Annotated in this window: 20 protein-coding genes, 1 other RNA gene and 2 pseudogenes; 12 read left to right on the top strand and 11 right to left on the bottom strand. The window is 73.4% G+C overall.

What is annotated here, in order from left to right:
- Positions 1-184 precede the first annotated feature (184 nt).
- The 5 genes from OTB19_RS16190 to efeU all read left to right on the top strand — a co-directional run bounded on the left by OTB19_RS16190 (position 185) and on the right by efeU (position 5,444).
- Positions 185-1,231 (top strand): FecCD family ABC transporter permease, encoded by a 1,047-nt coding sequence (locus OTB19_RS16190; RefSeq protein WP_267798983.1) that lies wholly within the window; start codon positions 185-187, stop codon positions 1,229-1,231.
- Complete coding sequence (locus OTB19_RS16185; RefSeq protein ID WP_267798982.1) at positions 1,222-1,764, top strand: ATP-binding cassette domain-containing protein; 543 nt, start codon at positions 1,222-1,224, stop codon at positions 1,762-1,764. The genes OTB19_RS16190 and OTB19_RS16185 overlap by 10 nt, the downstream gene beginning before the upstream one ends.
- Positions 1,765-2,019: 255 nt before the next feature.
- A complete protein-coding gene (efeO, locus tag OTB19_RS16180; RefSeq protein WP_267798938.1) occupies positions 2,020-3,159 on the top strand; it encodes an iron uptake system protein EfeO in 1,140 nt (379 codons plus the stop codon).
- 35 nt (positions 3,160-3,194) lie between these two features.
- Positions 3,195-4,526 carry an iron uptake transporter deferrochelatase/peroxidase subunit gene (gene efeB, locus OTB19_RS16175; RefSeq protein ID WP_267798937.1) on the top strand — a complete coding sequence of 444 codons (1,332 nt, stop codon included), beginning with the start codon at positions 3,195-3,197 and terminating at the stop codon, positions 4,524-4,526.
- A 27-nt stretch (positions 4,527-4,553) separates the two neighbouring features.
- Positions 4,554-5,444, top strand: a complete 891-nt coding sequence (gene efeU / locus OTB19_RS16170; RefSeq protein WP_267798936.1) for an iron uptake transporter permease EfeU — start codon at positions 4,554-4,556, stop codon at positions 5,442-5,444.
- A gap of 12 nt (positions 5,445-5,456) precedes the next feature.
- On the opposite strand, the gene OTB19_RS16165 is transcribed toward efeU, so the two are convergent.
- The 3 genes from OTB19_RS16165 to OTB19_RS16155 form a co-directional block, all read right to left on the bottom strand.
- Positions 5,457-6,017, bottom strand: coding sequence for a GNAT family N-acetyltransferase (locus OTB19_RS16165; RefSeq protein WP_267798934.1), 561 nt, complete (start codon positions 6,015-6,017; stop codon positions 5,457-5,459).
- A 6-nt stretch (positions 6,018-6,023) separates the two neighbouring features.
- Positions 6,024-6,887, bottom strand: coding sequence for a PhzF family phenazine biosynthesis isomerase (locus OTB19_RS16160; protein WP_267798932.1), 864 nt, complete (start codon positions 6,885-6,887; stop codon positions 6,024-6,026).
- Between the two features lie 68 nt (positions 6,888-6,955).
- Positions 6,956-7,717 (bottom strand): SDR family oxidoreductase, encoded by a 762-nt coding sequence (locus OTB19_RS16155; protein WP_267798931.1) that lies wholly within the window; start codon positions 7,715-7,717, stop codon positions 6,956-6,958.
- A gap of 108 nt (positions 7,718-7,825) precedes the next feature.
- Between OTB19_RS16155 and OTB19_RS16150 the strand changes: the two genes are divergently transcribed.
- Positions 7,826-9,160 (top strand): Bcr/CflA family multidrug efflux MFS transporter, encoded by a 1,335-nt coding sequence (locus OTB19_RS16150; RefSeq protein WP_267798930.1) that lies wholly within the window; start codon positions 7,826-7,828, stop codon positions 9,158-9,160.
- Positions 9,161-9,249: 89 nt separating this feature from the next.
- On the top strand, positions 9,250-10,269 hold the full coding sequence (locus OTB19_RS16145) for a small ribosomal subunit Rsm22 family protein (RefSeq protein ID WP_267798928.1): 1,020 nt from the start codon (positions 9,250-9,252) through the stop codon (positions 10,267-10,269).
- Positions 10,270-10,314: 45 nt separating this feature from the next.
- On the opposite strand, the pseudogene ddaH reads toward OTB19_RS16145, so the two are convergent.
- Positions 10,315-11,151 (bottom strand): annotated as a pseudogene (ddaH, locus tag OTB19_RS16140) (dimethylargininase); the annotation flags it as partial.
- A 103-nt stretch (positions 11,152-11,254) separates the two neighbouring features.
- Here ddaH and OTB19_RS16135 point away from each other — a divergent pair.
- Together OTB19_RS16135 and OTB19_RS16130 are read left to right on the top strand one after the other, a co-directional pair.
- Positions 11,255-11,917 (top strand): TetR/AcrR family transcriptional regulator, encoded by a 663-nt coding sequence (locus OTB19_RS16135; RefSeq protein ID WP_267798924.1) that lies wholly within the window; start codon positions 11,255-11,257, stop codon positions 11,915-11,917.
- Between the two features lie 156 nt (positions 11,918-12,073).
- Positions 12,074-12,823: a bifunctional DNA primase/polymerase gene (locus OTB19_RS16130; RefSeq protein ID WP_267798922.1), complete on the top strand. Its 750-nt coding sequence runs from the start codon at positions 12,074-12,076 to the stop codon at positions 12,821-12,823.
- Between the two features lie 61 nt (positions 12,824-12,884).
- On the opposite strand, the gene yaaA is transcribed toward OTB19_RS16130, so the two are convergent.
- Entirely contained in the window at positions 12,885-13,685 is an 801-nt protein-coding gene (gene yaaA / locus OTB19_RS16125; RefSeq protein ID WP_267798920.1) for a peroxide stress protein YaaA, read from the bottom strand.
- A gap of 102 nt (positions 13,686-13,787) precedes the next feature.
- Between yaaA and OTB19_RS16120 the strand changes: the two genes are divergently transcribed.
- The gene (locus OTB19_RS16120; protein ID WP_267798918.1) at positions 13,788-15,044 is read left to right on the top strand and encodes a ribonuclease catalytic domain-containing protein; all 1,257 of its coding nucleotides are present in this window, start codon (positions 13,788-13,790) and stop codon (positions 15,042-15,044) included.
- Between the two features lie 12 nt (positions 15,045-15,056).
- Here the strand turns inward: OTB19_RS16120 and OTB19_RS16115 are convergent, their stop codons facing one another.
- Positions 15,057-16,589, bottom strand: coding sequence for an ISL3 family transposase (locus tag OTB19_RS16115; protein WP_267798981.1), 1,533 nt, complete (start codon positions 16,587-16,589; stop codon positions 15,057-15,059).
- A gap of 55 nt (positions 16,590-16,644) precedes the next feature.
- On the opposite strand from OTB19_RS16115, the pseudogene OTB19_RS16110 reads away from it, so the two are divergent.
- Positions 16,645-16,863 (top strand): annotated as a pseudogene (locus tag OTB19_RS16110) (RNB domain-containing ribonuclease); the annotation flags it as partial.
- A gap of 622 nt (positions 16,864-17,485) precedes the next feature.
- Here the strand turns inward: OTB19_RS16110 and OTB19_RS16105 are convergent.
- Both OTB19_RS16105 and OTB19_RS16100 read right to left on the bottom strand, forming a co-directional pair.
- Positions 17,486-18,325, bottom strand: a complete 840-nt coding sequence (locus OTB19_RS16105) for a hypothetical protein (RefSeq protein ID WP_267798917.1) — start codon at positions 18,323-18,325, stop codon at positions 17,486-17,488.
- On the bottom strand, positions 18,322-19,056 hold the full coding sequence (locus tag OTB19_RS16100; RefSeq protein WP_267798916.1) for a MerR family transcriptional regulator: 735 nt from the start codon (positions 19,054-19,056) through the stop codon (positions 18,322-18,324). Before OTB19_RS16100 ends, OTB19_RS16105 begins: the two co-directional genes overlap by 4 nt.
- A gap of 77 nt (positions 19,057-19,133) precedes the next feature.
- Here OTB19_RS16100 and rnpB point away from each other — a divergent pair.
- Positions 19,134-19,535: RNase P RNA component class A (rnpB, locus tag OTB19_RS16095), an RNA gene on the top strand.
- Positions 19,536-19,622: 87 nt separating this feature from the next.
- On the opposite strand, the gene OTB19_RS16090 is transcribed toward rnpB, so the two are convergent.
- Genes OTB19_RS16090 through OTB19_RS16080 form a run of 3 tightly spaced genes read right to left on the bottom strand, consistent with a single transcriptional unit; the run spans position 19,623 to position 22,506 of the window.
- The gene (locus tag OTB19_RS16090; RefSeq protein ID WP_267798915.1) at positions 19,623-20,909 is read right to left on the bottom strand and encodes a bifunctional RNase H/acid phosphatase; all 1,287 of its coding nucleotides are present in this window, start codon (positions 20,907-20,909) and stop codon (positions 19,623-19,625) included.
- Complete coding sequence (locus OTB19_RS43640; protein ID WP_420716846.1) at positions 20,909-21,604, bottom strand: zinc ribbon domain-containing protein; 696 nt, start codon at positions 21,602-21,604, stop codon at positions 20,909-20,911. The genes OTB19_RS16090 and OTB19_RS43640 overlap by 1 nt, the downstream gene beginning before the upstream one ends.
- A 44-nt stretch (positions 21,605-21,648) precedes the next feature.
- Complete coding sequence (locus tag OTB19_RS16080) at positions 21,649-22,506, bottom strand: Nif3-like dinuclear metal center hexameric protein (RefSeq protein ID WP_267798911.1); 858 nt, start codon at positions 22,504-22,506, stop codon at positions 21,649-21,651.
- Positions 22,507-22,538 lie beyond the last annotated feature (32 nt).

Genomic DNA, 22,538 nt, shown 5'->3' with positions numbered 1-22,538 from the left:
GGGGTGCTCCTCAACTACGGCCCCCGCACCGACCAGGTCCTCGCCTCCCTGACCTCCCAGCTCTACGGCAAGGCCTGATGTGACCGTCTCCCACGAGCCCCCGCGCGCCGGCGGCTCCACGGCGCCGCCCGCGACGCCCCCGACCCCCGCAGTGCCCTCGGCGCCCACCGCGCCCGCCGCGCCCTTGAAGGGTCCTGCCCGCACCCGGCCCAGCGCCCTGATCCTGACCCTCGCCCTGGTCGTGACGCTGGTCGTGCTGGCGCTGGTCTCCGCGGGCGTGGGCGCCTACCGGATTCCCGTCGGGGACGTACTCGCCTCCGTGCAGCACCGCGTGGGCCTCGGCGGGGCCGCCCTCGACCGGGTCGGCGAGAGCGTGCTGTGGAACGTACGGCTGCCCCGCGTCGTGCTCGCCCTGCTGGTCGGATCCAGCCTCGGCTGCGCCGGCGCCCTGATGCAGGGCGTGTTCGGCAACCCGCTCGCCGAACCGGGCGTCATCGGCATCTCGGCGGGCGCCGCCGTCGGCGCGGTCGCCGCGATCGGACTGGGTCTGACCTTCCTCGGGAACTGGACCGTCACCGCCTGCGCCTTCGTGGCGGGTCTGATCACGGTCGCCGCCGTCTACCTGCTGTCCCGCAACGGCGGCAGGACCGAGGTCGTCACGCTGATCCTGACCGGCATCGCCGTCAACGCCTTCGCGGGCGCCCTGATCGGCCTGTTCGTCTTCTTCGCGGACAGCGGCCAGGTCAACCAGATCACCTTCTGGCAGCTCGGCTCCCTCGCCCAGGCCACCTGGCCCGAGGTGCTCGCCGTCCTGCCCTGCGCGCTCGCCGGCCTGCTCGTCGCCCCGTTCCACGCCCGCAAGCTCGACCTGCCGGCCCTGGGCGAGCGACCGGCCCGGCACCTCGGCGTGGACGTGGAACGGCTGCGTCTGGCCCTGATCCTGGTCGTCGCGCTGCTGACGGCGGCGGCCGTCGTGGTGGCGGGCATCATCACCTTCGTCGGCCTGCTCGTCCCGCACCTGCTGCGGATGGCGAACGGCCCCGGTCACCGCTTCCTCGTCCCGGGCAGCGCCCTCGCCGGCGCCGTGGTCCTGGTCGCAGGCGACCTGGCCGCGCGGACGCTCGCGCAGCCCGCCGAACTCCCGTTGGGCGTGCTGACCGCGCTCATCGGCAGCCCGTTCTTCTTCTGGCTGTTGCGCCGGACCCGCCGCAAGCAGGGAGGCTGGGCGTGATCACCCTCTTCCGCCGGACCCGACGGAGCATCCCCGTCCGGCCCGCACCCGGCACGCCGTGCGCCGAGGCCGTGGACCTGCACGCGCGCCTCGGGCAGCGCGAGGTGCTCGCCGGCATCGACCTGAGCGCCCGGGCCGGCGAGGTGCTGGCCCTGGTCGGACCGAACGGCGCGGGCAAGTCCACACTGCTGGCCGCGCTCTGCGCCGACCTGCCGGCCGCCTCGGGGACCGTACGGATCGACGGGCGCCCGGTGGGCGACTGGTCGGCGCCCGATCTGGCGCTGCGCCGCTCGGTGCTCCCCCAGTCGGCCGCGCTGTCCTTCCCCTTCCCGGTGGAGGACGTCGTACGGATGGGCCGCGCGCCCTGGGCCGGCACCCCGCTGGAGGAGGACGACGAGGAGGCGGTGGCCCGGGCCATGGCCGCGACCGAGGTGTTCGAGGGCGGCCTGCTGAGCCGGGTCTACCGGCAGCCGGTGGAGGTGCTCCCGCACCCGCGCGGCGGGGCGCCGCTCGTGGTCCCGATCCGCGGCTGAGCCGCCCGCCCCGGCCGGCCGGCGATGATCACGGGCCGTGCGGGCGGCCGGGCCGACGCGTTCCGTCGGGCGGAACGAGGAGCCGGGTTTGACCTCGGCTTGACCCGACCATGGGGTCGTCATGGAAAGGCCGTGACGGCCTCGTGTCCGGCAGGGAAAGGTGAGATCTGTATCACTGGACTGTCGGGTATGAGTGAGGTAAGCCTCGGTTAAGTTAGGTCCGCCTCACCAGCCCTTACCTCGCCAGGAGCCTCCATGCGACCCGCTCGCCTCACCGTTCTCGCCGCGGCCGCCGTCGTGGCCGCGCTCACCGCCGTCACGGGTTGCGCGGAGAAGGGCGACACCGGCGGCGACGGCGCGATCAAGGTCGCCGCCTCGGACAGCGCCTGCGAGGTCTCCAAGAAGGAGTTCCCCGCCGGCAAGATCACCGTCGACGTCGAGAACAAGGGCTCCAAGGTCACCGAGGTCTACGTCCTCTTCCCCGACGACCGGATCGTCGCCGAGCGCGAGAACATCGGCCCCGGCACCAAGGCCTCCATCACCGCCGAGATCAAGGCGGGCGACTACGAGATCGCCTGCAAGCCCGGCATGAAGGGCGACGGCATCCGCCAGGCGGTCAAGGCCACCGGCGGCGGCGCCGCCGCCAAGCGCAGCCCGGAGATGGACGCCGCGGTCGCCGGGTACCGCAAGTACGTGCAGGCGCAGGCCGACGAGACCCTCCCCAAGGCGCAGGCCTTCGCGGACGCGGTCAAGGCCGGCGACGTCGAGGCCGCGAAGAAGGCGTACGCCGTCTCGCGCATCGGCTGGGAGCGCACCGAGCCCGTCGCCGAGTCCTTCGGCGACCTGGACCCGAAGGTTGACCTCCGCGAGGCCGACCTGGAGGCCAACCAGGAGTGGACCGGCTGGCACACGCTGGAGAAGGCCGTGTTCAAGGACGGCAAGCTCGGCGAGCCGGAGAAGAAGCTCGCGGACACCCTGATGGCCGACCTCACCGTGTGGCAGAAGAAGGTCGGCACGGCCGAGATCACCCCGACCTCGATGGCGAACGGCGCCAAGGAGCTCCTGGACGAGGTCGCCACCGGCAAGGTGACGGGCGAGGAGGAGTTCTTCAGCCACACCGACCTGGTCGACTTCAAGGCGAACGTCGAGGGCGCGGAGAAGGCCTACCAGCTGCTGAAGCCGGTCGCCTCGAAGAACGACCCGGAGCTCGCGAAGACCCTGGACACCCGGTTCGCCGCGCTGAACACGCTGCTGGACAAGTACCGCGCCGACAAGACGGGCTACGACTTCGTCTCGTACGACAAGGTCGGCGAGGCGGAGCGCAAGGAGCTCTCGGACGCGGTCAACGCGCTGGCCGAGCCGCTCTCGAAGCTGGCCGCCGCGGTCGCGAAGTAACCCGGGAGAAGAACGGAGAGGACGGGAGTACGAGGATGACGAAGTCGACGTCGCAGCCGGCGGGAACGCCGGAGCCGCAGCCCATCGACGGCCCGAGCGCCGACGGCCCGGAGGTCGGCGCGCCGGCCGGGGGCCGGCGGGCCGCGCCGTCGCGGCGCGCCGTGCTCGGCTGGGGCGGCGCCGGGCTGGCGCTCGGCGCCGCGGCGACCGGCGGTGCGGTCGCGGTGTTCGGCGGTGACCCGGACGTGGTGCCGGCCGGCTCGACGGGGGCGGCCGTGCCGTTCCACGGCGAGCACCAGGCCGGGATCGCGACCGCGGTCCAGGACCGTCTGCACTTCGCCGCCTTCGACGTGACGACGAAGGACCGGGCCGAACTCGTCGCGCTCCTCAAGGAGTGGACGCTGGCGGCCCGGTTGATGACGGCCGGACTCCCGGTCGGCGAGGGCGGTTTCGGCGGTCTGCCGGAGGCTCCGCCGGACGACACGGGCGAGGCGCTGGGTCTGAAGGCCTCGCGGCTCACCCTGACCGTCGGCTTCGGGCCGGGGCTCTTCGCGAAGGACCGGTTCGGGCTGGAGGGCAGGCGTCCGGCCGCCCTGGTGGACCTGGAGCTGTTCCCGGGCGACAACCTGGACGCGGCCCGCTCCGGCGGCGACCTGTGCGTGCAGGCCTGCGCCGACGATCCGCAGGTCGCGGTGCACGCCATTCGCCAGCTCGCCCGGATCGGCTTCGGCAGGATCGCGATGCGCTGGTCGCAGCTCGGCTTCGGCAAGACCTCCTCGACGACCCCGGACGCGCAGACCCCGCGCAACATGATGGGCTTCAAGGACGGCACCCGGAACGTCTCGGGCACGGACCGGGAGGCGTTGGAGAAGTTCGTCTGGGCGAGCGCCTCCGACGGTTCCGACTGGATGGCCGGCGGTTCGTACCTGGTCGCCCGGCGCATCCGGATGCACATCGAGACCTGGGACCGCACCTCCCTGCGGGAGCAGGAGGACATCATCGGCCGTGACAAGGGCGAGGGCGCGCCCGTCGGCAAGTCCAAGGAGCGCGACGAGCCGTTCCTGAAGGCGATGAAGCCGGACGCGCACGTCCGCCTCGCGCACCCGGACACCAACGGCGGCGCGACGATCCTGCGCCGCGGCTACTCCTTCACCGACGGCACGGACGGGCTGGGCCGGCTCGACGCCGGACTGTTCTTCCTGGCGTACCAGCGGGACGTCCGCAAGGGGTTCGTGCCGATCCAGCGGGAGCTGGCCCGGAAAGACTCGCTCAACGAATACATCCAGCACGTGGGTTCGGCCGTCTTCGCCGTCCCGCCGGGCGTCCGTGACAAGGACGACTGGTGGGGTCGGACGCTGTTCGCGTAGTTCCCGTAGGCGCGTAGGAGGATCCACGTGTTCAGCAATTATCTGATCGGTCTGCGCGAGGGGCTGGAAGCCAGCCTGGTCGTCTGCATTCTCATCGCCTACCTGGTGAAGACCGGGAACAGGGACAGGCTCGGGCCGCTGTGGCTCGGTGTGGGGCTGGCCGCCGGGCTGAGCCTGGCCTTCGGCGCGGGCCTGGAGTTCGGCACCCGCCAGTTGACGTTCGAGGCGCAGGAGGCGATCGGCGGCTCCCTGTCGATCGTCGCCGTGGGCCTGGTGACGTGGATGGTCTTCTGGATGAAGCGCACCGCGCGGCACCTGAAGGCCGAACTGCACGGGAAGTTGGACGCCGCCCTCGCGATGGGCACGGGCGCGCTGGTGGCCACCGCGTTCCTGGCCGTCGGCCGGGAGGGGTTGGAGACCTCGCTGTTCGTGTGGCGTTCGGTGAAGGCCGCCGGTGACGGCGCGGGCCCGCTGACCGGGGTGCTGCTCGGCATCGCGACGTCGATCGTGCTCGGCTGGCTGTTCTACCGGGGCGCGCTGCGCATCGATCTCGCCAAGTTCTTCAAGTGGACCGGTGGTCTGCTGGTCGTGGTCGCGGCGGGCGTGCTCGCGTACGGGGTCCACGACCTCCAGGAGGCGGACTTCCTGCCCGGACTGTCGAACAAGGCCTTCGACATCAGCGAGACGATCCCGCCGGACAGCTGGTACGGCACCCTGTTGAAGGGGACGTTCAACTTCCAGCCGGACCCGACGGTGCTCCAGCTCGTCGTGTGGGCGCTGTACCTGCTGGTCGTCCTGACCCTGTTCCTGGTCCCGGTGCGCTCCGGTCGGCCGTCGGCGCCGGCCACGGCCGCGGCGGGCGCGGCGACCTCGTCGAAGGGTCAGGGCGGCGACGACGCGGGCCGGGCCCGGGACTGACGCCGGGCCGGCTCACCAGAGGCGGTCGATCGTCCCCGGGTACAGCGGGACCCGGATCCCGGTGAACGCCGTACGGGCCGGCTCCGGGTCGGGGCCGAGGAAGGCCGCCAGGACCGTCTTGTCGAAGCCGGGGGCGTCGGTGGCCAGGGGGTCGGCGGGGGTTCCGCCGACCAGGACCGTGCCCGGGAGCCGTTCGAAGCCGGCCGCCTCGTAGAACGGGCCGAGCGGTCGGTCGCAGCTGAACAGGACGAGGTCCAGCGTCGGGTCGGCGGCCAGTTCGGCCCGGGCGGCCGCGACCAGGCGCCCGCCGATGCCCCGCCCGCGCAGCTCCGGCCGGGTCACCACCCCGCTGAGCCCGGCGGCCCGCCAGGTCCGGCCGGGCAGGTGGATCTCCTTGCGCAGCAGGGCCAGTGAGGCGGCCACCGTGCCGGTCCCGTCGACCAGCAGCACCGTTCGGGGCGCGAGGGCCGGGTCGTGGTCCGCGCCGGCGCCCGGCCAGGCCCGCGCCTCCAGGGCCCGGACCTGCTCGGCGAGCGGGGCGGGCGCCGTCTCGTACGTCTCGACGCTCAGCACGGGGCCCTACGCGATCCGCACCCCGGTGCCGCCCACCCGCACCCGGGGGTCGCCGGGGCGCAGTTCGACGGTGAGGATCCCGGGGCGGCCCATGTCCTCGCCTTGGTGGAGGGTGAGGAGCGCCTGCTCCGGGACGAGGCCGGCCTCGCGGGCGTACGCGCCGAAGGCGGCCGCGGCGGCTCCCGTGGCGGGGTCCTCGACGACGCCGCCGACCGGGAAGGGGTCTCGTACGTGGAAGACGGTCGGGCTCTCCCGGTAGACGAGCTGGACCGTGGTGAGGTCCAGGCGCCGCATCAGGGCTTCCAGGCGGGCGAAGTCGTAGGAGAGGTCGGCGAGTCGGGCGCGGGTGCCGGCGCCGATCACCAGGTGGCGGGCGCCGGCGTAGGCGATCCTGGGCAGGAGTGCGGGGTCCAGGTCGGTCGCCGGCCAGTCCAGTGCGGCCAGCGCCTCGGCGAGGTCGGCGTCGGCGATCTCCTCGACGTGCGGTGCGACGCTGGTCAGGGTGGCGCGCAGGCCCTCGTCCGGCTCGGCGGTGACCGAGACGGGGACGGTGCCGGCCGGGGTGGCGAACAGCAGCTCGCCGGGTCCGATCCGCTCGGCCAGGGCGACGGCGGTGGCCACGGTGGCGTGCCCGCAGAACGGTACTTCCGCCTTGGGGCTGAAGTACCGCACGGTGAAGGCGCGGCCGGGTTCGCCGCCGAGGTCTTGGGGCGGGTCGGTGAGGAAGGCCGTCTCGCTGTAGCCGAGCCCGGCGGCGATCGCGAGCATCGCGGGCCCGTCCAGGCCGGTCGCGTCGAGGACGACCCCGGCGGGGTTGCCGCCCGCCGGGTCGCCGGAGAAAGCCGTGTAGCGCAGCACTTCGGTCGTCATGATCGGCTCAACTTCCGGGGGCGGGTGCGCATTCCCGGATGCGCCCCCGGCGTGGTCGTGGCGGTGGGTCAGCCGCGTCCGATGTAGGGCATGGCGGTCGCCATGACGGTCGCGAACTGCACGTTCGCCTCCAGGGGCAGTTCGGCCATGTGCAGGACCGTGCGGGCCACGTCGGCGGCGTCCATCACGGGTTCCACTTCGAGTCGCCCGTTGGCCTGGAGGATGCCGGTCCGCATCCGCTCGGTCATCTCGGTGGCCGCATTGCCGATGTCGATCTGGCCGCACGCGATGCGGTACGGCCGGCCGTCCAGCGACAGCGACTTCGTCAGGCCGGTCATCGCGTGCTTGGTCGCGGTGTAGGCGATCGAGTGCGGGCGCGGGACGTGCGCGGAGATGGAGCCGTTGTTGATGATCCGGCCGCCCTGCGGGTCCTGGGCCTTCATCACCCGGAAGGCGGCCTGGGCGCAGAGGAAGGATCCGGTGAGGTTGACGTCGACGACGGACCGCCAGGCCTCGGGGGTGATGTCCTCCAGCGCGACGCCTGCCGGGCCGAAGGTGCCGGCGTTGTTGAAGAGCAGGTCGAGCCGTCCGTGGCGCTCCCGTACCGTCGCGAAGAGGGCGCCGACCTCGTCCGGGTCACTGACGTCCGTCGGTACGCACAGCACGTCCGCGGCGGCGCCGGCCGCCTTCGCGGTGTCCTCCAGGGGCTCCGGGCGGCGGCCGGCCACGGCCACCGACCAGCCGGCGCCCGCCAGGGCGAGGGCGACGGAGCGGCCGATGCCGGAGCCCGCCCCGGTCACCACGGCGATCTTCTTTCCACGTGCGTTCATGGGGCCGCAGGGTACGTCACACGGGACACGGGTCCACGGGCGTTCCGACAGCTGAGAGCATGGATCGCTCAGGGGTGCGAAAAGAAGACAAAAAGACTGGAGTTCCGCATGTCGGAGAGAGGCCCCTCGACGGCCCCCTCGGAGGAGTCGCCGCACGGCTCGGTACCCGTCGCCGGCGCGGTCGTCCCGCCCGGCGACGCCGCACCGCTGAAGGCCGCGCGCCGCACCGGCCTGCTCGTCACCTTCATCCTGGGCGGGCTGACGGCCCTGCCCCCGCTGTCCATGGACATGTACCTGCCCGCGCTGCCGCAGGTCACCGACGCCCTGCACAGTCCGGCCGCCACCGTCCAGCTCACCCTGACCGCCTGCCTGGCCGGCATGGCGCTGGGCCAACTCGTCATCGGCCCGATGAGCGACAAGTGGGGCCGCCGCCGCCCGCTGCTCATCGGCATGATCGTCTACGTCCTCGCCACCGCGATCTGCGCCCTCGCCCCGACCACCGAGCTGCTGATCGGCTTCCGGCTCCTCCAGGGCCTGGCCGGCGCGGCCGCCATCGTCATCGCGCGCGCCGTCGTCCGCGACCTGTACGACGGCGTCGAGATGGCCCGGTTCTTCTCCACCCTGATGCTGATATCCGGGGTCGCCCCGATCATCGCCCCGCTCATCGGCGGGCAGATCCTGCGCGTCGCCGACTGGCGCGGCGTCTTCGTCGTCCTGACCGCCGTCGGCGCCGCGCTCACCCTCGTGGTCTGGCGGGGACTCGGCGAGACCCTGCCGCCCGAGCGCCGCCACACCGGCGGCGTCGGCGCGGCGCTGCACACCATGCGCGGGCTGCTCGGCGACCGGGTCTTCGCCGGGTACACCCTCGCCGGCGGGTTCTCCTTCGCGGTGCTCTTCTCCTACATCTCCGCCTCGCCCTTCGTGGTGCAGGAGATCTACGGCGCCTCGCCGCAGGCGTTCAGCCTGCTGTTCGGCCTCAACTCGGTCGGCCTGATCGTCGTCGGGCAGATCAACGGGAAGCTGCTGGTGGGCCGGGTCAGCCTCGACAAGGCCCTCGCCGTCGGCCTCGCGATCATCACCACCGCCTCGGTGGCCCTGCTGCTGATGGCCTCCGGGGTCTTCGGGAAGGTCGGGCTGCTCCCGATGGCCGTCGCGCTGTTCGTGCTGATGTCCGCGATGGGCCTGCTGCTGCCGAACACCAACGCGCAGGCCCTGATGCGCACCCCGCACGCCGCCGGGTCGGCCTCCGCGCTGCTGGGCACCTCCTCGTTCCTGGTCGGGGCGATCGCCTCCCCGCTGGTCGGGATCGCGGGCGAGGACACGGCGGTGCCGATGGCGGTGGTGCAGTTGTCCTGTTCCCTGCTCGCGGTGGCCTGCTTCCTGGGCCTGTGCCGGCCGTGGCGCGGCCGGGAGCCGATGGCGGGCGCCCGGACCCGCGCGTAGGTCCTGCCGTGACGGACGCGCCGCCCCGGGGCCCGGGGCGGCGCGTCCGTCGCGTCACCGGGTCCCGCGCGGCGCCGTAAACTTCGCGGGTGAACGCCTCCGCCCCCGCACCCACCACCGCCGAAACCCTCCGGTCCGCGTTGGGCGGCCTGCTCGACGGGCTCCCCCCGAAGCAGGCCGGAGCCGCCGTGGAGCGGCTCATCGCCAACTACCGGGGCACCACCCCGACCGACGCGCCCGTGCTGCGCGACCGCTCCGACGTGGCCGCGTACGCGGCGTACCGGATGCCGGCCACCTTCGAGGCGGTGCGGTCCGCGCTGGACGGGCTGGCCGAGGCGGCCCCGGAGTGGGTCCCGGCCTCGCACGTCGACGTGGGCGGCGGCACCGGGGCCGCGACCTGGGCCGTGGACGCCACCTGGGGCGGGCCGCGCGAGACCACCGTGCTGGACTGGGCGGAACCCGCGCTGGTCCTGGGCCGGGAACTCGCGGCGGCCTCCACCTCCCCGACGCTCCGCGCGGCCGAGTGGCGGCGGGCCGTGATCGGGGCCGGGATCGCCCTGCCCGACGCCGACCTGGTGACCGTGTCGTACGTCCTGGGCGAGTTGACGGCGCCGGCCCGTCTGGCCGTCGTCGCGGAGGCCGCGCGCGCCGGTCGGGCGGTGGTGCTGATCGAGCCGGGCACCCCGGACGGGTACCTGCGCCTGCGCGAGGCCCGCGAGCAGCTGATCGAGGCCGGTATGACGGTGGCCGCGCCCTGCCCGCACGACGGCACCTGCCCGATCGAGGTCGGCAAGGACTGGTGTCACTTCTCGACCCGGGTCAGCCGGTCCTCCCTGCACCGTCAGGTCAAGGGCGGCTCCCTGCCGTACGAGGACGAGAAGTTCGCGTACGTGGCCGCGACCCGCTTCCCGGTCGCGCCGGCCACCTCCCGGATCACGCGGAGGCCGCAGATCCGGAAGGGGCTCGTGTTGCTGGAGCTGTGCGGTCCGCAGGGGACGGGCGAGGGCGGGGGCCTGACCCGGGCCACCGTGACCAAGCGCCACGGTGACCTCTACAAGGCGGCGCGTGACGCCGACTGGGGACAGGAGTGGCCGCCGCCCGCCCGGTGACGTCCGCCTCCGCCGCGTCCCCGTCGTCGGCCACGTCGGCGGCCGCTACATCCGCAGCTCCTGGGTGCAGCACTTCACGCTGCCGCCGCCCTTGAGCAGCTCGCCCAGGTCCATCGGGACCGGCTCGAAGCCCCGGTCCCGCAGGGGCGCCGGCAGGCCCGTCGCGGCCTGCGGGAGCAGCACGTGCAGTCCGTCCGAGACGGAGTTCAGCCCGAAGGCCGCCGCGTCCTGGTCCTCCACGAGCAGGGCGTCCGGGAAGAGCCGCCGGAGCACGGCCCGGCTGCCCGGCGAGAAGGCCTGCGGGTAGTACATGACCTCGTCCCCGTCCAGGACGGACAGGGCCGTGTCGAGGTGGTAGTAGCGGGGGTCCACCAGGTCGAGGCCGATGACCGGGCGGCCGAAGAACTCCTGGGCCTCGTCGTGCGAGAGGGGGCTGGAGCGGAAGCCCCGGCCGGCCAGGATGTAGGTGGCGGTGACGGCGAAGTCGCCCTCGCCCTCGTTGACGTGGGACGGCTCGCGGATGTCCGTGAAGCCGTGGGCGCGGAACCAGTCGAGGTGGAGTTCGGCCTCGGCGGTGCGTTCCGGGTAGGCGAACCGGGCTCCGAGGACCCGGCCGTCGACGACCAGGGCGCCGTTCGCGGCGAACACCATGTCGGGCAGGTCGGGGTCGGGCACGAGGGTCTCGACGGTGTGGCCGAGGGCGCGGTAGCGGTCCCTCAGGTCCTCCCACTGGGCCAGTGCGAGGGGCAGGTCCACCGGTTTCGTGGGGTCCATCCACGGGTTGATGGAGTACGTGACCTTGAAGTGCGCGGGCGGGCACATCAGGTATCGCCGGGGTGTGGCGTCTCTGCGCAATGAAGGCTCCTCATGGTGATGAGGAGTGAATCGTCTCTCCTCCGGGGCGACCGCGCAGTGAACTGACCGGGTGGTTCAGCTCAATGACCGAAACACAAGACGAAACGTCTCGCATTGATACGTTGGCCGTATGAACGAGACCCCTGCCGCGGAGCCGCGGGACGCCAAGGCCCGCACCCCCAAGGCCCCGGACGCCGCCCGCCGCAGCGACCGGTCCCGGCGGGCCATCCTGGACGCCGCCCTCGACCTGGTCGGGGAGGTCGGCTACAACCGGCTCACCATCGAGGCCATCGCCGCCCGCGCGGGGGTCGGCAAGCAGACCATCTACCGCTGGTGGCCGTCCAAGGCGGCGGTGCTGCTGGACGCCTCGCTCGCGCTGGCCGGCGAGGCGGAGGAGGACGTCGAGTGGACCGGCTTCCCGGACACCGGGGACCTGGCCGCCGACCTGAAGTACGTCCTGCGGGCGACGGTGGACGAGTTCAACGACGAGAAGTACGGGGCGGCCGCGCGCGCCCTGACCGCCGCCGGCGCCACCGACGCGGAGCTGGGCGCACGGATGACCGAGCAGCTGCTGGAGCCCCAGCTCGCCCTGTACGAGGCGCGGTTGCGCACGGCCCGGGAGGTGGGGCAGCTCGCGCCGGACGCCGATCTGCGGCTGACCGTGGAACTGCTGGTGGGGCCGCTGACGCACCGCTGGCTGATGCGGACGGCGCCGCTCACGCACGCCTACGCGGACGCCCTCGTGGACGCGGTGCTGGGCGGCGTCGGCGGGGTGGGAAAAGTCACCGCCTGACAGTCGGCCGGCCGGGGCCGGACAGGGGGCCGAGAACATATGGCCGGTTTCTATGGTTATGTGGGCCACCCGAGTTCGGGGGTGCGGTCACCCGCGGCCCCGGATGGTGGGACCATGTGAGGGTCCGCCGGGGGCAACGGTGAGGTGAGGGGATTGATGGGGTCTGAGTCCGGCCGCGTCCAACGCGGCGAGCAGAGCAGGATTTCCCAGTGGCTGCGCCGCCGGCCGAAACCCACTCCGGAGGACCCCGGCGAGGAACGCGAAGCCCTGCTGTTGGCCGTGGCCGCCGCGGGCCTCCCGATCGCCCCGGCCGCCCATCCCGCCGGCTACCGGTGTTCGTGCGACCGGATCGGCTGTCCCACGCCCGCGCGGCACCCCGTCTCCTTCGCCTGGCAGACCCAGTCGACCACCGACCGCGCGCAGATCGAGCGGTGGGCCCGCAACGAGCCCCAGGCCAACTTCATCACCGCGACCGGCATGGTCCACGACGTCCTGGACGTCCCGCTGGAGGCCGGCCGCGACGCGCTGACCCGCCTGCTGGCCGCCGGCGTCGAGGTGGGCCCGGTCGCCGAGTCCGGCGGTACGGGCGAACAGGCGCGGATGCTGTTCTTCACCGCCACCCGGGGCACCCCGGAGGACGAGGACGAGTGGTGGCCGTGCGAACTGGACTGCCACCCCGAGACGATGGACGAGCACCCGGGCCTGCGCTGGCACTGCCGGGGCAGCTACGTCCTGGTCCCGCCGGCCGCCCTCCCCGGTGACCTCTCCGTCGGCTGGCTGCGCGGCATGGAGCACCCGCTCCCCGACCCGCTGACGCTGCTGGAGACCCTCACGGACGCCTGCGCCCTCTACGCGGGCTCCTCCGCCCGGACCCCGGAGGCCGTGGCCTGGCCCCTGGGCCGCTGAAGCCCTCGGCCCCGACCGCCCCGGAGCCCGGCCCCGGAGTCCTCGACGGATCGCGGGTCCCTCAGTGGATCTGCGTCACGACCACGTCGAGGGACCACGCCTTCGCCGGCTTCGCGGGAGCCTCGGCCTCCACCGCGTAGCCGAGGTCCCGCAGGGCCGTCACCAGCTCCGCCGGCGACGCCGGGGCCGCCCCGGAGAGCAGCAGGTCCCGGACCAGGCGCCCCTTCGTGGCCTTGTTGAAGTGGCTCACCACCGACCGCTTCTCCACGCCGTCCACCATCTGCGCGTGCAGCACCCGCACCGTGGCGGTCCGGCCCGCGACCTCGCCCTTGGGCTTCCACGCGGAGGCGTAGGCGGAGGACCGCAGGTCCAGCACCAGCCCCTCCCCGGCGGCCTCCGGCAGCACCGACGCCATCGGCTCCCGCCAGTACGCGCCCAGCGCCCCCAGCCCCGGCAGCTTGACGCCCATGGAGCACCGGTACGACGGGATGCGGTCGGTGACCCGGACCGCGCCCCACAGCCCGGAGAAGACCAGCAGCGACCGCTCGGCGGCCAGGGCGGCGGGCTCGGGCAGGGTGGCCAGGCCGAGCGCGTCGTACAGGACCCCGGTGTAGATCTCGCCGGCCGGTCGCGCGACGGCCGTCCGCAGCTCGGCGTTCTTCGCGACCTCGCCCCGCAGCCCCTCGCTGAGGCCCAGGACCTCGCGGGCCTTGAACTCGTCGCCGACGCACAGCTCGACCAGTTCCTCCAGGACCGCCGCCCGCGCCCCGGCCAGCCCCGGCAGCGACAACGTCTCCGGCTTCAGCGGTGCGCCGGAGCCGCCGGCGGCCTTTCCCTCGGAGGGCGGCAGCAGCACGAGCACGGTGGTTCTCCTTCGGTACGACACGGCGCAGGGGGTGCGGCCCCCGAGCCAGGGTAGACGGCTCGACGCGACGGCGAGGCCGCCCGGCCATAGGCTCGGTCCATGCCACGCCGTCACCTGCACATGACCGGCGCAGACGGGGCTGCCCTGCGGGCCGCACTGCGTGACCTGCGGACGAAGCTCGACGTGCCGGGCGAGTTCCCCGCCGAGGTCCTCGCCGAGGCGGAGCGGGTCGCGCGGGACCCGCGCCTGCCGGCGTACGACGCCACCGACCTCCCCCTCTTCACGCTGGACCCGCCGACCTCCCTCGACCTCGACCAGGCCATGCACCTGGCGAGGCGGCCCGGCGGGTACCGCGTGCACTACGCCATCGCGGACGTCGCGGCCTTCGTCACGCCCGGCGGCGCCCTCGACGCCGAGGCCCACCGCCGGGTCACCACCCTGTACTTCCCCGACGGGAACGTCCCCCTGCACCCGGCGGTGCTCTCGGAGGGTGCGGCCAGCCTGCTGCCCGACCGGGACGCCCCCGCGCTGCTGTGGCGGTTCGACCTGGACGCCGACGGCCGGGTCGAGACCACCGAGGTGCGCCGCGCCCTGGTCCGCAGCCGCGCCAAGCTCGACTACGCCGGCGTCCAGCGGGCGATCGACTCCGGTACGGCGGAGGAGACCGTGGCCCTGCTCAAGGACGTCGGCGTGCGCCGCGAGGTCCTGGAGATCGAACGCGGCGGAATCTCCCTCGCCGTGCCCGACCAGGAGATCGTCGAACACGACGGCGCGTACACCCCGGCCTACCGGATCCCGCTGCCGGCGGACGGCTGGAACGCCCAGATGTCGCTGATGACCGGCATGGCGGCGGCCGAACTGATGCTCGCCGCCGGCGCCGGCATCCTGCGCACCCTCCCGAACGCCCCCGACGGGGCGGTCGGCCGGTTGCACCGGGTGGCGAAGGCCCTGCGGATCGAATGGCCCCACCACGTCCCGTACGCCGAGCTCGTGCGCTCCCTCGACCCGCGGCTGCCGAACCACGCGGCGTTCCTCCAGGAGTGCACGACCCTGCTCCGCGGCGCCGGGTACACCGTCTTCACCGACGGGCGGACCCCGGACCCGCTGCTGCATGCGGCGGTGGCCGCCCCGTACACGCACTGCACCGCTCCCCTGCGCCGGCTCGTCGACCGGTACACCGGCGAACTGTGCGTCGCGGCGGCGGCCGGGGTCGCGCCGCCCGCGTGGGCGCTCGACGCGCTGGAGGGGCTCCCCCGCGAGATGGCGGAGGGCAACCGGCTGGCCAACACCGTGGAACGGGAGTCCGTGAACCTGGTCGAGGCCGCCCTGCTGGCTCTGTCTCACATTCGGTGGTAGCGGAGGGTGGTGCTATCCGAGGAGGATGCGGTGGCGGAGCAGGGTGAAGCCTGCTCGTCCGTGCATTTGGCGGGCCATCCGTTTGGTCTTGGTGTTGACGCCTTCGGTGGGTCCGTTGCTGTACGGAAGTGTGACCGCGGCGATCACAGCGTCGCGGTCTCGCTCGAGGCCCCGGGTGAAGGCGTGCAGGTGCGGCAAGTCCGCTTTGCGGACCTGGGTGATCCAGTCATCAAGAGCGTCGGCGTTCTCGGGCCGAGGCTTCAGCAGCGGGGCGAAAGTCCTGACAGCGGTGGCCAGGTGGGTCATCTCGAGGCAGGCGGCGGTCAGCCGGTCCAGGAGATCGCGGTGTCCGGTCTTGAGGTTGTCTGGCCTGGTCAGGAGCATCCGGGCCAGTCGGCGTGGGGAGATGTGGCTGCGGTCGGCGTCCGCGCGGCCTTGGTTGATGTACTTGTGCAGGAGGTTGAGGCAGCCGGTGAAGCCGAGGTCCTTGATCTCTTCGAAGAGGTGCTGGACGGGGACGGCGGGGTCTTCGGCCCGGCGTTTGCGCAGGTGTTCGCGGTGGGGGTCGACGAGGCTGGAGCGGTATTTGGGGACGCGGAGCATCCGCTCGGGTCGGTCGGCGCGGGCATAGCGTTTGACGGTGTTCAGGGCCAGTTGGAGGCGGCGGGCGCATTCGAGGAGACCCACGCCCTGGTCGAGCAAGCCGTGGACCTGGTGCCAGCGTTCCAGCGTGGTCTGGGCTCGGGGTCCGTCATAGATGGGGGCGTCGAGCACGGTGGCCCAGCAGGTGCTGTGTGCCTTCACCTCGTCCAGGGCGGCCTCGCACAGGTTGTGCCACAGATGCCAGCGGTCACTGACCTGCACCGCGTCCGGCAGGGCCCGGCGGATGGCCTCCGCATAGGTCGTCGATCCGTCACGACACACGACCTCGACGCCCGGATGGGCACGCAGCCACGCTTCCAGCGTGCAGGCCGTGCGGTCGGGCAGGACATCGATCCGCTCATGAGTCTCGGCGTCGATCACCACGGTGGCATAGCGATGCCGCCGTCGCAGAGCGAAATCGTCGACGCCGATCACTCGGGGAACCCGGCCGGCCGGCAACGGGATGCCCAGGAGGGCGCGGAGGGCCGTGTGACGAGACAGGCCCATGGCGAGTGCCGCCAGCAACCGTACTCCCGCCCGGCCCGCTAACTCCTTCACCACCGCCTTGACCTGCCTGGTCAGACGGGTAGTGCGCCGCTGATAGCGCTCCAGCACCCCGGGCACCTGCTCGCGGAAGGTCTGGCGGCACCCGCGCGTGGGACACACCAGGCGCCGCACCCGTACTTGGAGCACCACCCGCCGGCCGTCGACCGGCACATCGGCCACCGTCCGCCAGTGATAGCCGTGCACCTGCCCCGACGGCACCCCGCACACCGGGCAAAGAGCGGACTCTCTCGGAGTCCGCGCCCTCACCAAGACCCGCCCGCCCTCATCGACCACATCCTCGATGACCAGCGGCCATATCCCCGAGAACACCATCTGCACAAGCTCGTTGACATCCATCACACCAACAACAACGACCTCCGCCACTCAGCGTCACCACCGAATGTGAGACAGAGCCGCCCTGCTGACGGGGCACGTCGGCGACACCTTCGACGCGGTGGTCATCGACGTCAAGGAGCGGGAGCCGCTGGTGGGAACGGTCCTCCTGGAGGACCCCGCGGTGGTCGGCCGCGTCGAGTCCCCGGCCGACGCGTTGCCGCTCGGCGAACGCATCCGGGTCCGGCTCACGGAGGCCGACCCGGGGACCGCGCGGATCCTGTTCGCCCCGGCCTGACCCGCTCCGACCGGCGTCGGCCATGGCCACCGGCCCCGGCTCCTGTCATCATCGGCCCACGGCGCCGCAGGACCGGGGCCGTGCGACGCCTCGGGGGAGGGACAGCGGATGGGTGCCGTCGACCTTCCCGCGCGCCCGTCGGCGCTCCGCCCTCCCCCGCCCCGGCCCCTGACCCGACCGCCGGCTCCCGCGCTGCGCCCCCACATCGGCAACTACACGGGATTCCGTACCGAGTTCAAGCTCCCCCGGCGCCGGCTGGAGCTGCCCACCGGCCTGGTCACGCTCGTCTTCACCTTCACCGAGGGCCTGTGGGTGGCCCGCACCGGGGTGGGCGCCGACATCGAGGGAGCCGACGGCGGGGGCGGCGCCCGTTCTGGTCGCGGCGGCCTGCGGCTACCACGACCAGGCCCACCTGGGCCGCGAGGTGAAGGCGATGACCGGGCTGCCGCCGTCCCGTTTCGCGCTGCTGCGCGGGGGTCTGCCCCCGGGTTCGGCGCTGGACCGGACGCCGGGCCGGATCACGAGCGTGCTGCTGTGAATCGGCCGCGCGTGCCGTTTTTGACAAGACAGGGCCGCTCCGGTTTGCCACGCTCGGCGCAGGACCCCGCGCTGCGTCGGCTCGTCACGGGGGTGTGAGCCGGCGCAGTGCGGTGACCAGCGCGCGCGGGTCGTCGGCGTGGAAGCGGATGGTGCGGGCCCGCCCGGGCCCGCCGAGGGGGCGGACGAAGGACACCGGACGGTTCAGTTCCAGGGTCACGGAGGTCTGGCCGCCGACGATCAGGTCGAGGAGCCCCTCCTCCTCGTCCAGGGTGACCAGCCGGCCTTCGGGGTAGCGGCGGTCCACCCGGACCGAGGCCACCGCGTCCGGCGGGACGATGAGGTCGAACAGGGCCCCGTACCGGATCCGCAGGGACCCGTCGGCGCCGACCACGTGCGGGCGCACCACGCAGGCGGCGTGCATCGCGAGGACCAGCACCACCCCGTACACGTCGAGGACGAGCACCACCCGGTGCACGATCGGCCAGGGGATCAGCAAGGCCGGCGCGACGGTCTCGATCAGCGACACGAAGAGCAGCCCGTACATCATGGCCGTCTGCGGGCCGGTGTACCCGGCGGGCACGTCGCCCGTCCCGACCCCGTGCGGTGCCCGGCGTCCGAGCCACCGCCCGAGCGAGGCGGCGGCCCGCAGTTCGTGGAGCAGCAGCCGCCGGACGGGGGCCGGGACCACCGTGCGCACGGCTCCCCGCCAGGCCTCCTTGGGGGCGGCGCCCCGGGCGCGCCGCTCGACGTACAGCCCGCGCAGCACCCGGGCCTCCAGCAGCAGCACCCCGAGCACCAGTACCTCGGCCGCGACCGGTACCCAGCCGGGCAGCCGTACCCCAGCCACCAGGCAGACCACCAGCGCGAGTTCCCCCGGTATGACGGCGGCCGCCGCCGTCCGGGCCGCCCGGATCGCCGTCATCCCCTGCCCCTCTCGATGAACCCCTCCATGACCCGGCGCACGACTTCCGCCTGCGCCGGCGGGTACTCCGCGAGCAGCGCCTCCTTGAACCCGGACGGGACCGGCCCGTCCGACGGGATCGCGGCGAACACCTCGTCGGGCACGGCCGCGACCAGGGCCCGTGCCAGGGGGACGATCCGCGGGTCGTCGACGGGTGCGCCGGCCAGCTCGTCGAGCCGCTCGTACAGGCCGAGGACGGCCGGGTCGGCGGCCAGCGTCCCGAGCAGGGCGTAGACCTCCTCGCCGATCGCGCCCGTGCCGTCGAGCAGCGTGAGGTGTTCGCGGTCCAGCGCGGCGCTGGGCGAGTGCGTCGCCGGCGCCTTGGCGAGCAGGGCGGCGAGCGCCGGCGACAGCGGCTCGACCTCCCCGGGCGGGGCGGCGAGGAGCAGGGCGAGGCGCTGCCTGCGGGCGGCCAGTTCGGCTTGTTGCCGGGCCAGGTCGGCGTCCAGTTCCGCCAGCACCTCGGCGAGTTCGCGGCCCGCGTCGTCCGCGAGGACGTCGCGGACCTCGTGGAGGCTCAGCCCGAGTTCGGTGAGCCGGCGTACGCGGGCCAGCAGGACCGCGTCGCGCACGGTGTAGGCCCGGTATCCGTTGGGGCGCCGCTCCGGTTCCGGGAGCAGCCCGACATGGTGGTAGTGCCGGATCGCCCGGGTGGTGAGCCCGACGAGCGCGGCGATCTCTCCGATCCGCATGGGCCCAGTAGAAACCCTGCCGCAGCGTCAAGGTCAAGCGGCCGCGAGGGTGCCGGTAGCATGGTCGTCACGCAGAACGACACAAGCGGGCGGCCGCGTCGGGATCCTCGGATCCCGCCGAGGAACGTCCGGGCTCCACAGGGCAGGGTGGTGGCTAACGGCCACCCGGGGTGACCCGCGGGACAGTGCCACAGAAAACAGACCGCCGGGGACCTCGGTCCTCGGTAAGGGTGAAACGGTGGTGTAAGAGACCACCAGCGCCTGAGGTGACTCAGGCGGCTAGGTAAACCCCACCCGGAGCAAGGTCAAGAGGAGTCGTCTCCGGACGGCTCTGCGCGGACGATCGAGGGCTGCCCGCCCGAGTCCGCGGGTAGACCGCACGAGGCCGGCGGCAACGCCGGTCCTAGATGGATGGCCGTCTCCCCGGCGACCGCGAGGTCACCGGGCGACAGAACCCGGCGTACAGCTTGTGTCGTTCTGCGCCACCGCCCTGACCAGGGGTTTCCTCCGGTCAGGGCGGTTTTGTGCGTCCGGGCGGCCCCGTGTGTCCGGGGCGCGCGGCGGTGTCAGCGCAGGTGGCCGGTGTCGTTCAGCAGCCGCACCGAGGCGTTGCCGTCGGCGTAGTAGGCCACGGCCGAGAGGGAGGCCGCGGACAGCTCCATCTTGAACAGGGACTCGGGCGGGGCGCCCAGGGCGAGGCGCACCAGCGTCTTGACCGGGGTCACGTGCGTGACGACCAGCACCGTCCGGCCCGCGTGCGCGGACACCAGCCGGTCGCGCGCCGCCGAGACCCGGCGGGTGACGGTGGCGAAGCTCTCGCCGCCGCCCGTGGGGGCGGCCTTCGGGGAGTCCAGCCATGCCTGGAGGTCGTCGGGGAACCGTGCGCGCACCTCGGCGAAGGTCAGGCCCTCCCACGCGCCGAAGTCCGTCTCGCGCAGGCCCTCTTCGATCGCCACGGGCAGGCCGAGCCGGTCGGCGACCGCCTGGGCGGTCTCCCGGCAGCGTCGCAGCGGGGAGCTGACGACGGCCTGTACGGTGCCCCGCGCGGCCAGCGCCTCGGCGACCGCGGCAGCCTGGCGACGGCCGGCCGGGGAGAGTTCGGGGTCGGTGCCGCCGCTGCCGGAGAAGCGCTTCTGCGGGGTCAGGGCGGTCTCGCCGTGCCGCAGCAGCACGAGGGTCGCCGGGGCTCCGAGGTCGGGGCCCCAGCCGGTGCCCGTCGCGGGCGCGGCGGCGGGTGCCTCCTCGGCGGCGGGCTCCGCGGACCCGGCGGGCTCCGCGAACAGGGTGTCGGCGGCCGGGGCCGCGGAGGCGGCGAGCGCCGCCCGGACGGCGGCCGCGCCGGCCGCCGCGTCCCCGGGCGGCCCGGAGACCGGCGGGGTCGCCAGGGCGCGCGCGGCGCTCCGGTCGAAGACGGCCGTGGAGCCCGACGGCTCCCACTGCCCGCCGCGCTTGCCGGCGTCCATGGCCTCGTTGGCGAGCCGGTCCGCGTGCTTGTTCTTCTCGCGCGGGATCCACTCGTACGTCACCTGCGAGCGGGGCAGGATCTTCGCCGCCTCCGCCGCGAGCGGCTTCATGTCCGGGTGCTTGATCTTCCAGCGCCCCGACATCTGCTCGACGACGAGCTTGGAGTCCATGCGGACGAGGACCACCGCGTCCGGCGCCAGCTCGTGCGCGGCGCGCAGTGCGGCGATCAGGCCCTTGTACTCCGCCACGTTGTTCGTCGCGACGCCGATGTACTCGGCGCGCTCGGCGAGGGTCTCCCCCGTCGCCGGGTCGAGGACGACCGCGCCGTAGCCGGCGGGCCCCGGGTTGCCCCGGGAGCCGCCGTCCGCTTCCACGACAAACCGCGGCATCAGATGCCCGAGTCGGCCGTACGGACGAGGATGCGGCCGCAGTTGTCGTGGCGCACGACCTGGTCGCGGGCCGACGCCTTGATCTCGTTGATCTCGGCCATGTCGAGCTCCAGGCGGCAGCCCTCGCAGCGGCGCTGGTAGAGGCGTGCGGCGCCGACGCCGCCCTGCTTGACGCGGATCTTCTCGTACAGCGCCATCAGGGCTTCGGGCATGGAGCCGACGATGACCTCGCGGTCCTTGGCGATGCCGGCGACCTCGGCGTCGATGCTGCCGGTGGCCGCGTCGCGGCGCTCGGTGGCGTCCGCGAGCTTGACCTCCAGCGAGGCGACCCGCTCGGTCAGCTCGGTGACGCGCTCCTGGGCGGCCTCCAGACGCTCCATGACCTCCAGGACCACGTCCTCCAGGTCGCCCTGGCGCTTGGCGAGCAGGACGACCTCGCGCTGGAGGTTCTCCAGGTCGCGGGCCGAGACGCCGACGCCCGAGTCGAGCCGCTGCTGGTCGCGGGCCGCGCGCTGACGGACCTGGTCGACGTCCTGCTCCGCCTTGGTCTGCTCGCGGGCGGCGTCCTTCGCCTGGGTCTGGACGGCGACGAGCAGGTCGCGCTGCTGGGTGAGGTCCTTGGTCAGGGAGTCGACCTCGGCGTGCTCGGGCAGCGACTTGCGCTTGTGGGCGAGCTGAGACAGCCGGACGTCCAGGGCCTGGACGTCGAGAAGTCGGATCTGGTCGGCGGGCTCGGCGTTCAGTTGGGGGCTCCAGGGTTAGAAGGGGAGGTCACGGACGGCGCGTGCGCCGTCCACGGGTCGGTGACCGTGCGCGAGACGTGGGTCCGCAGACCCCAGCCGTGGCGCTCGGAGATCGCGTCGAGCTGCGCGGCGGCCTGCTCGCACCAAGGCCACTCGGTGGCCCAGTGGGCGGCGTCGACGAGGGCGAGGGGGCTCTGCCCGCGGGCCTCGGACACCGGGTGGTGGCGCAGGTCGGAGGTGAGGAAGACGTCCACGCCGGCAGCGCGGACGTGCTCGAAGAGGCTGTCGCCGGAGCCTCCGCTGACGGCGACGGTGCGGATCGGCGCGTCCGGGTCGCCGGCGACGCGGATGCCCTGCGCGGTCTGGGGCAGCCAGGCGGCGGCGCGGGCGGCGAACTCGCGGAGGGTCTCGGGGTGGTCCAGTTCGCAGATCCGGCCGAGGCCGCGACGGCCCTCGGGGTCGGTGGGGTCGGGGACCAGGGGGCCGGTGATGCGCAGGTCGAGGGCGCCGGCCAGGGCGTCGGAGACCCCGGGGTCGGCGGTGTCGGCGTTGGTGTGCGCGACGTGCAGGGCGATGTCGTTCTTGATCAGCGTGTGCACGACGCGGCCCTTGAAGGTGCCCGCCTCGACGGTGGTGGTGCCCCGCAGGTAGAGGGGGTGGTGGGTGACGACCAGGTCGGCGCCCAGTTTCACGGCCTCGTCGATGATCTCCTGGACGGGGTCCACGGCGAACAGGACGCGGGAGATCTCGGCGTCGGGATCGCCGCAGACGGTTCCGACCGCGTCCCACTGCTCGGCCCGCGAGGGGGGCCAGAGAGCGTCCAGCGCGGCGATGACTTCAGAGAGACGGGGCACAGGCCAAGGCTACCGTCCGCCCGGACCGGCCC

Origin of the sequence: Streptomyces sp. H27-H5 (genome assembly GCF_026627505.1) — a bacterium.
Classification (GTDB): Bacteria; Actinomycetota; Actinomycetes; order Streptomycetales; family Streptomycetaceae; genus Streptomyces.
The sequence above is the reverse complement of the archived record's forward strand: the minus strand, read 5'-3'. Positions and strand labels throughout refer to the sequence as shown.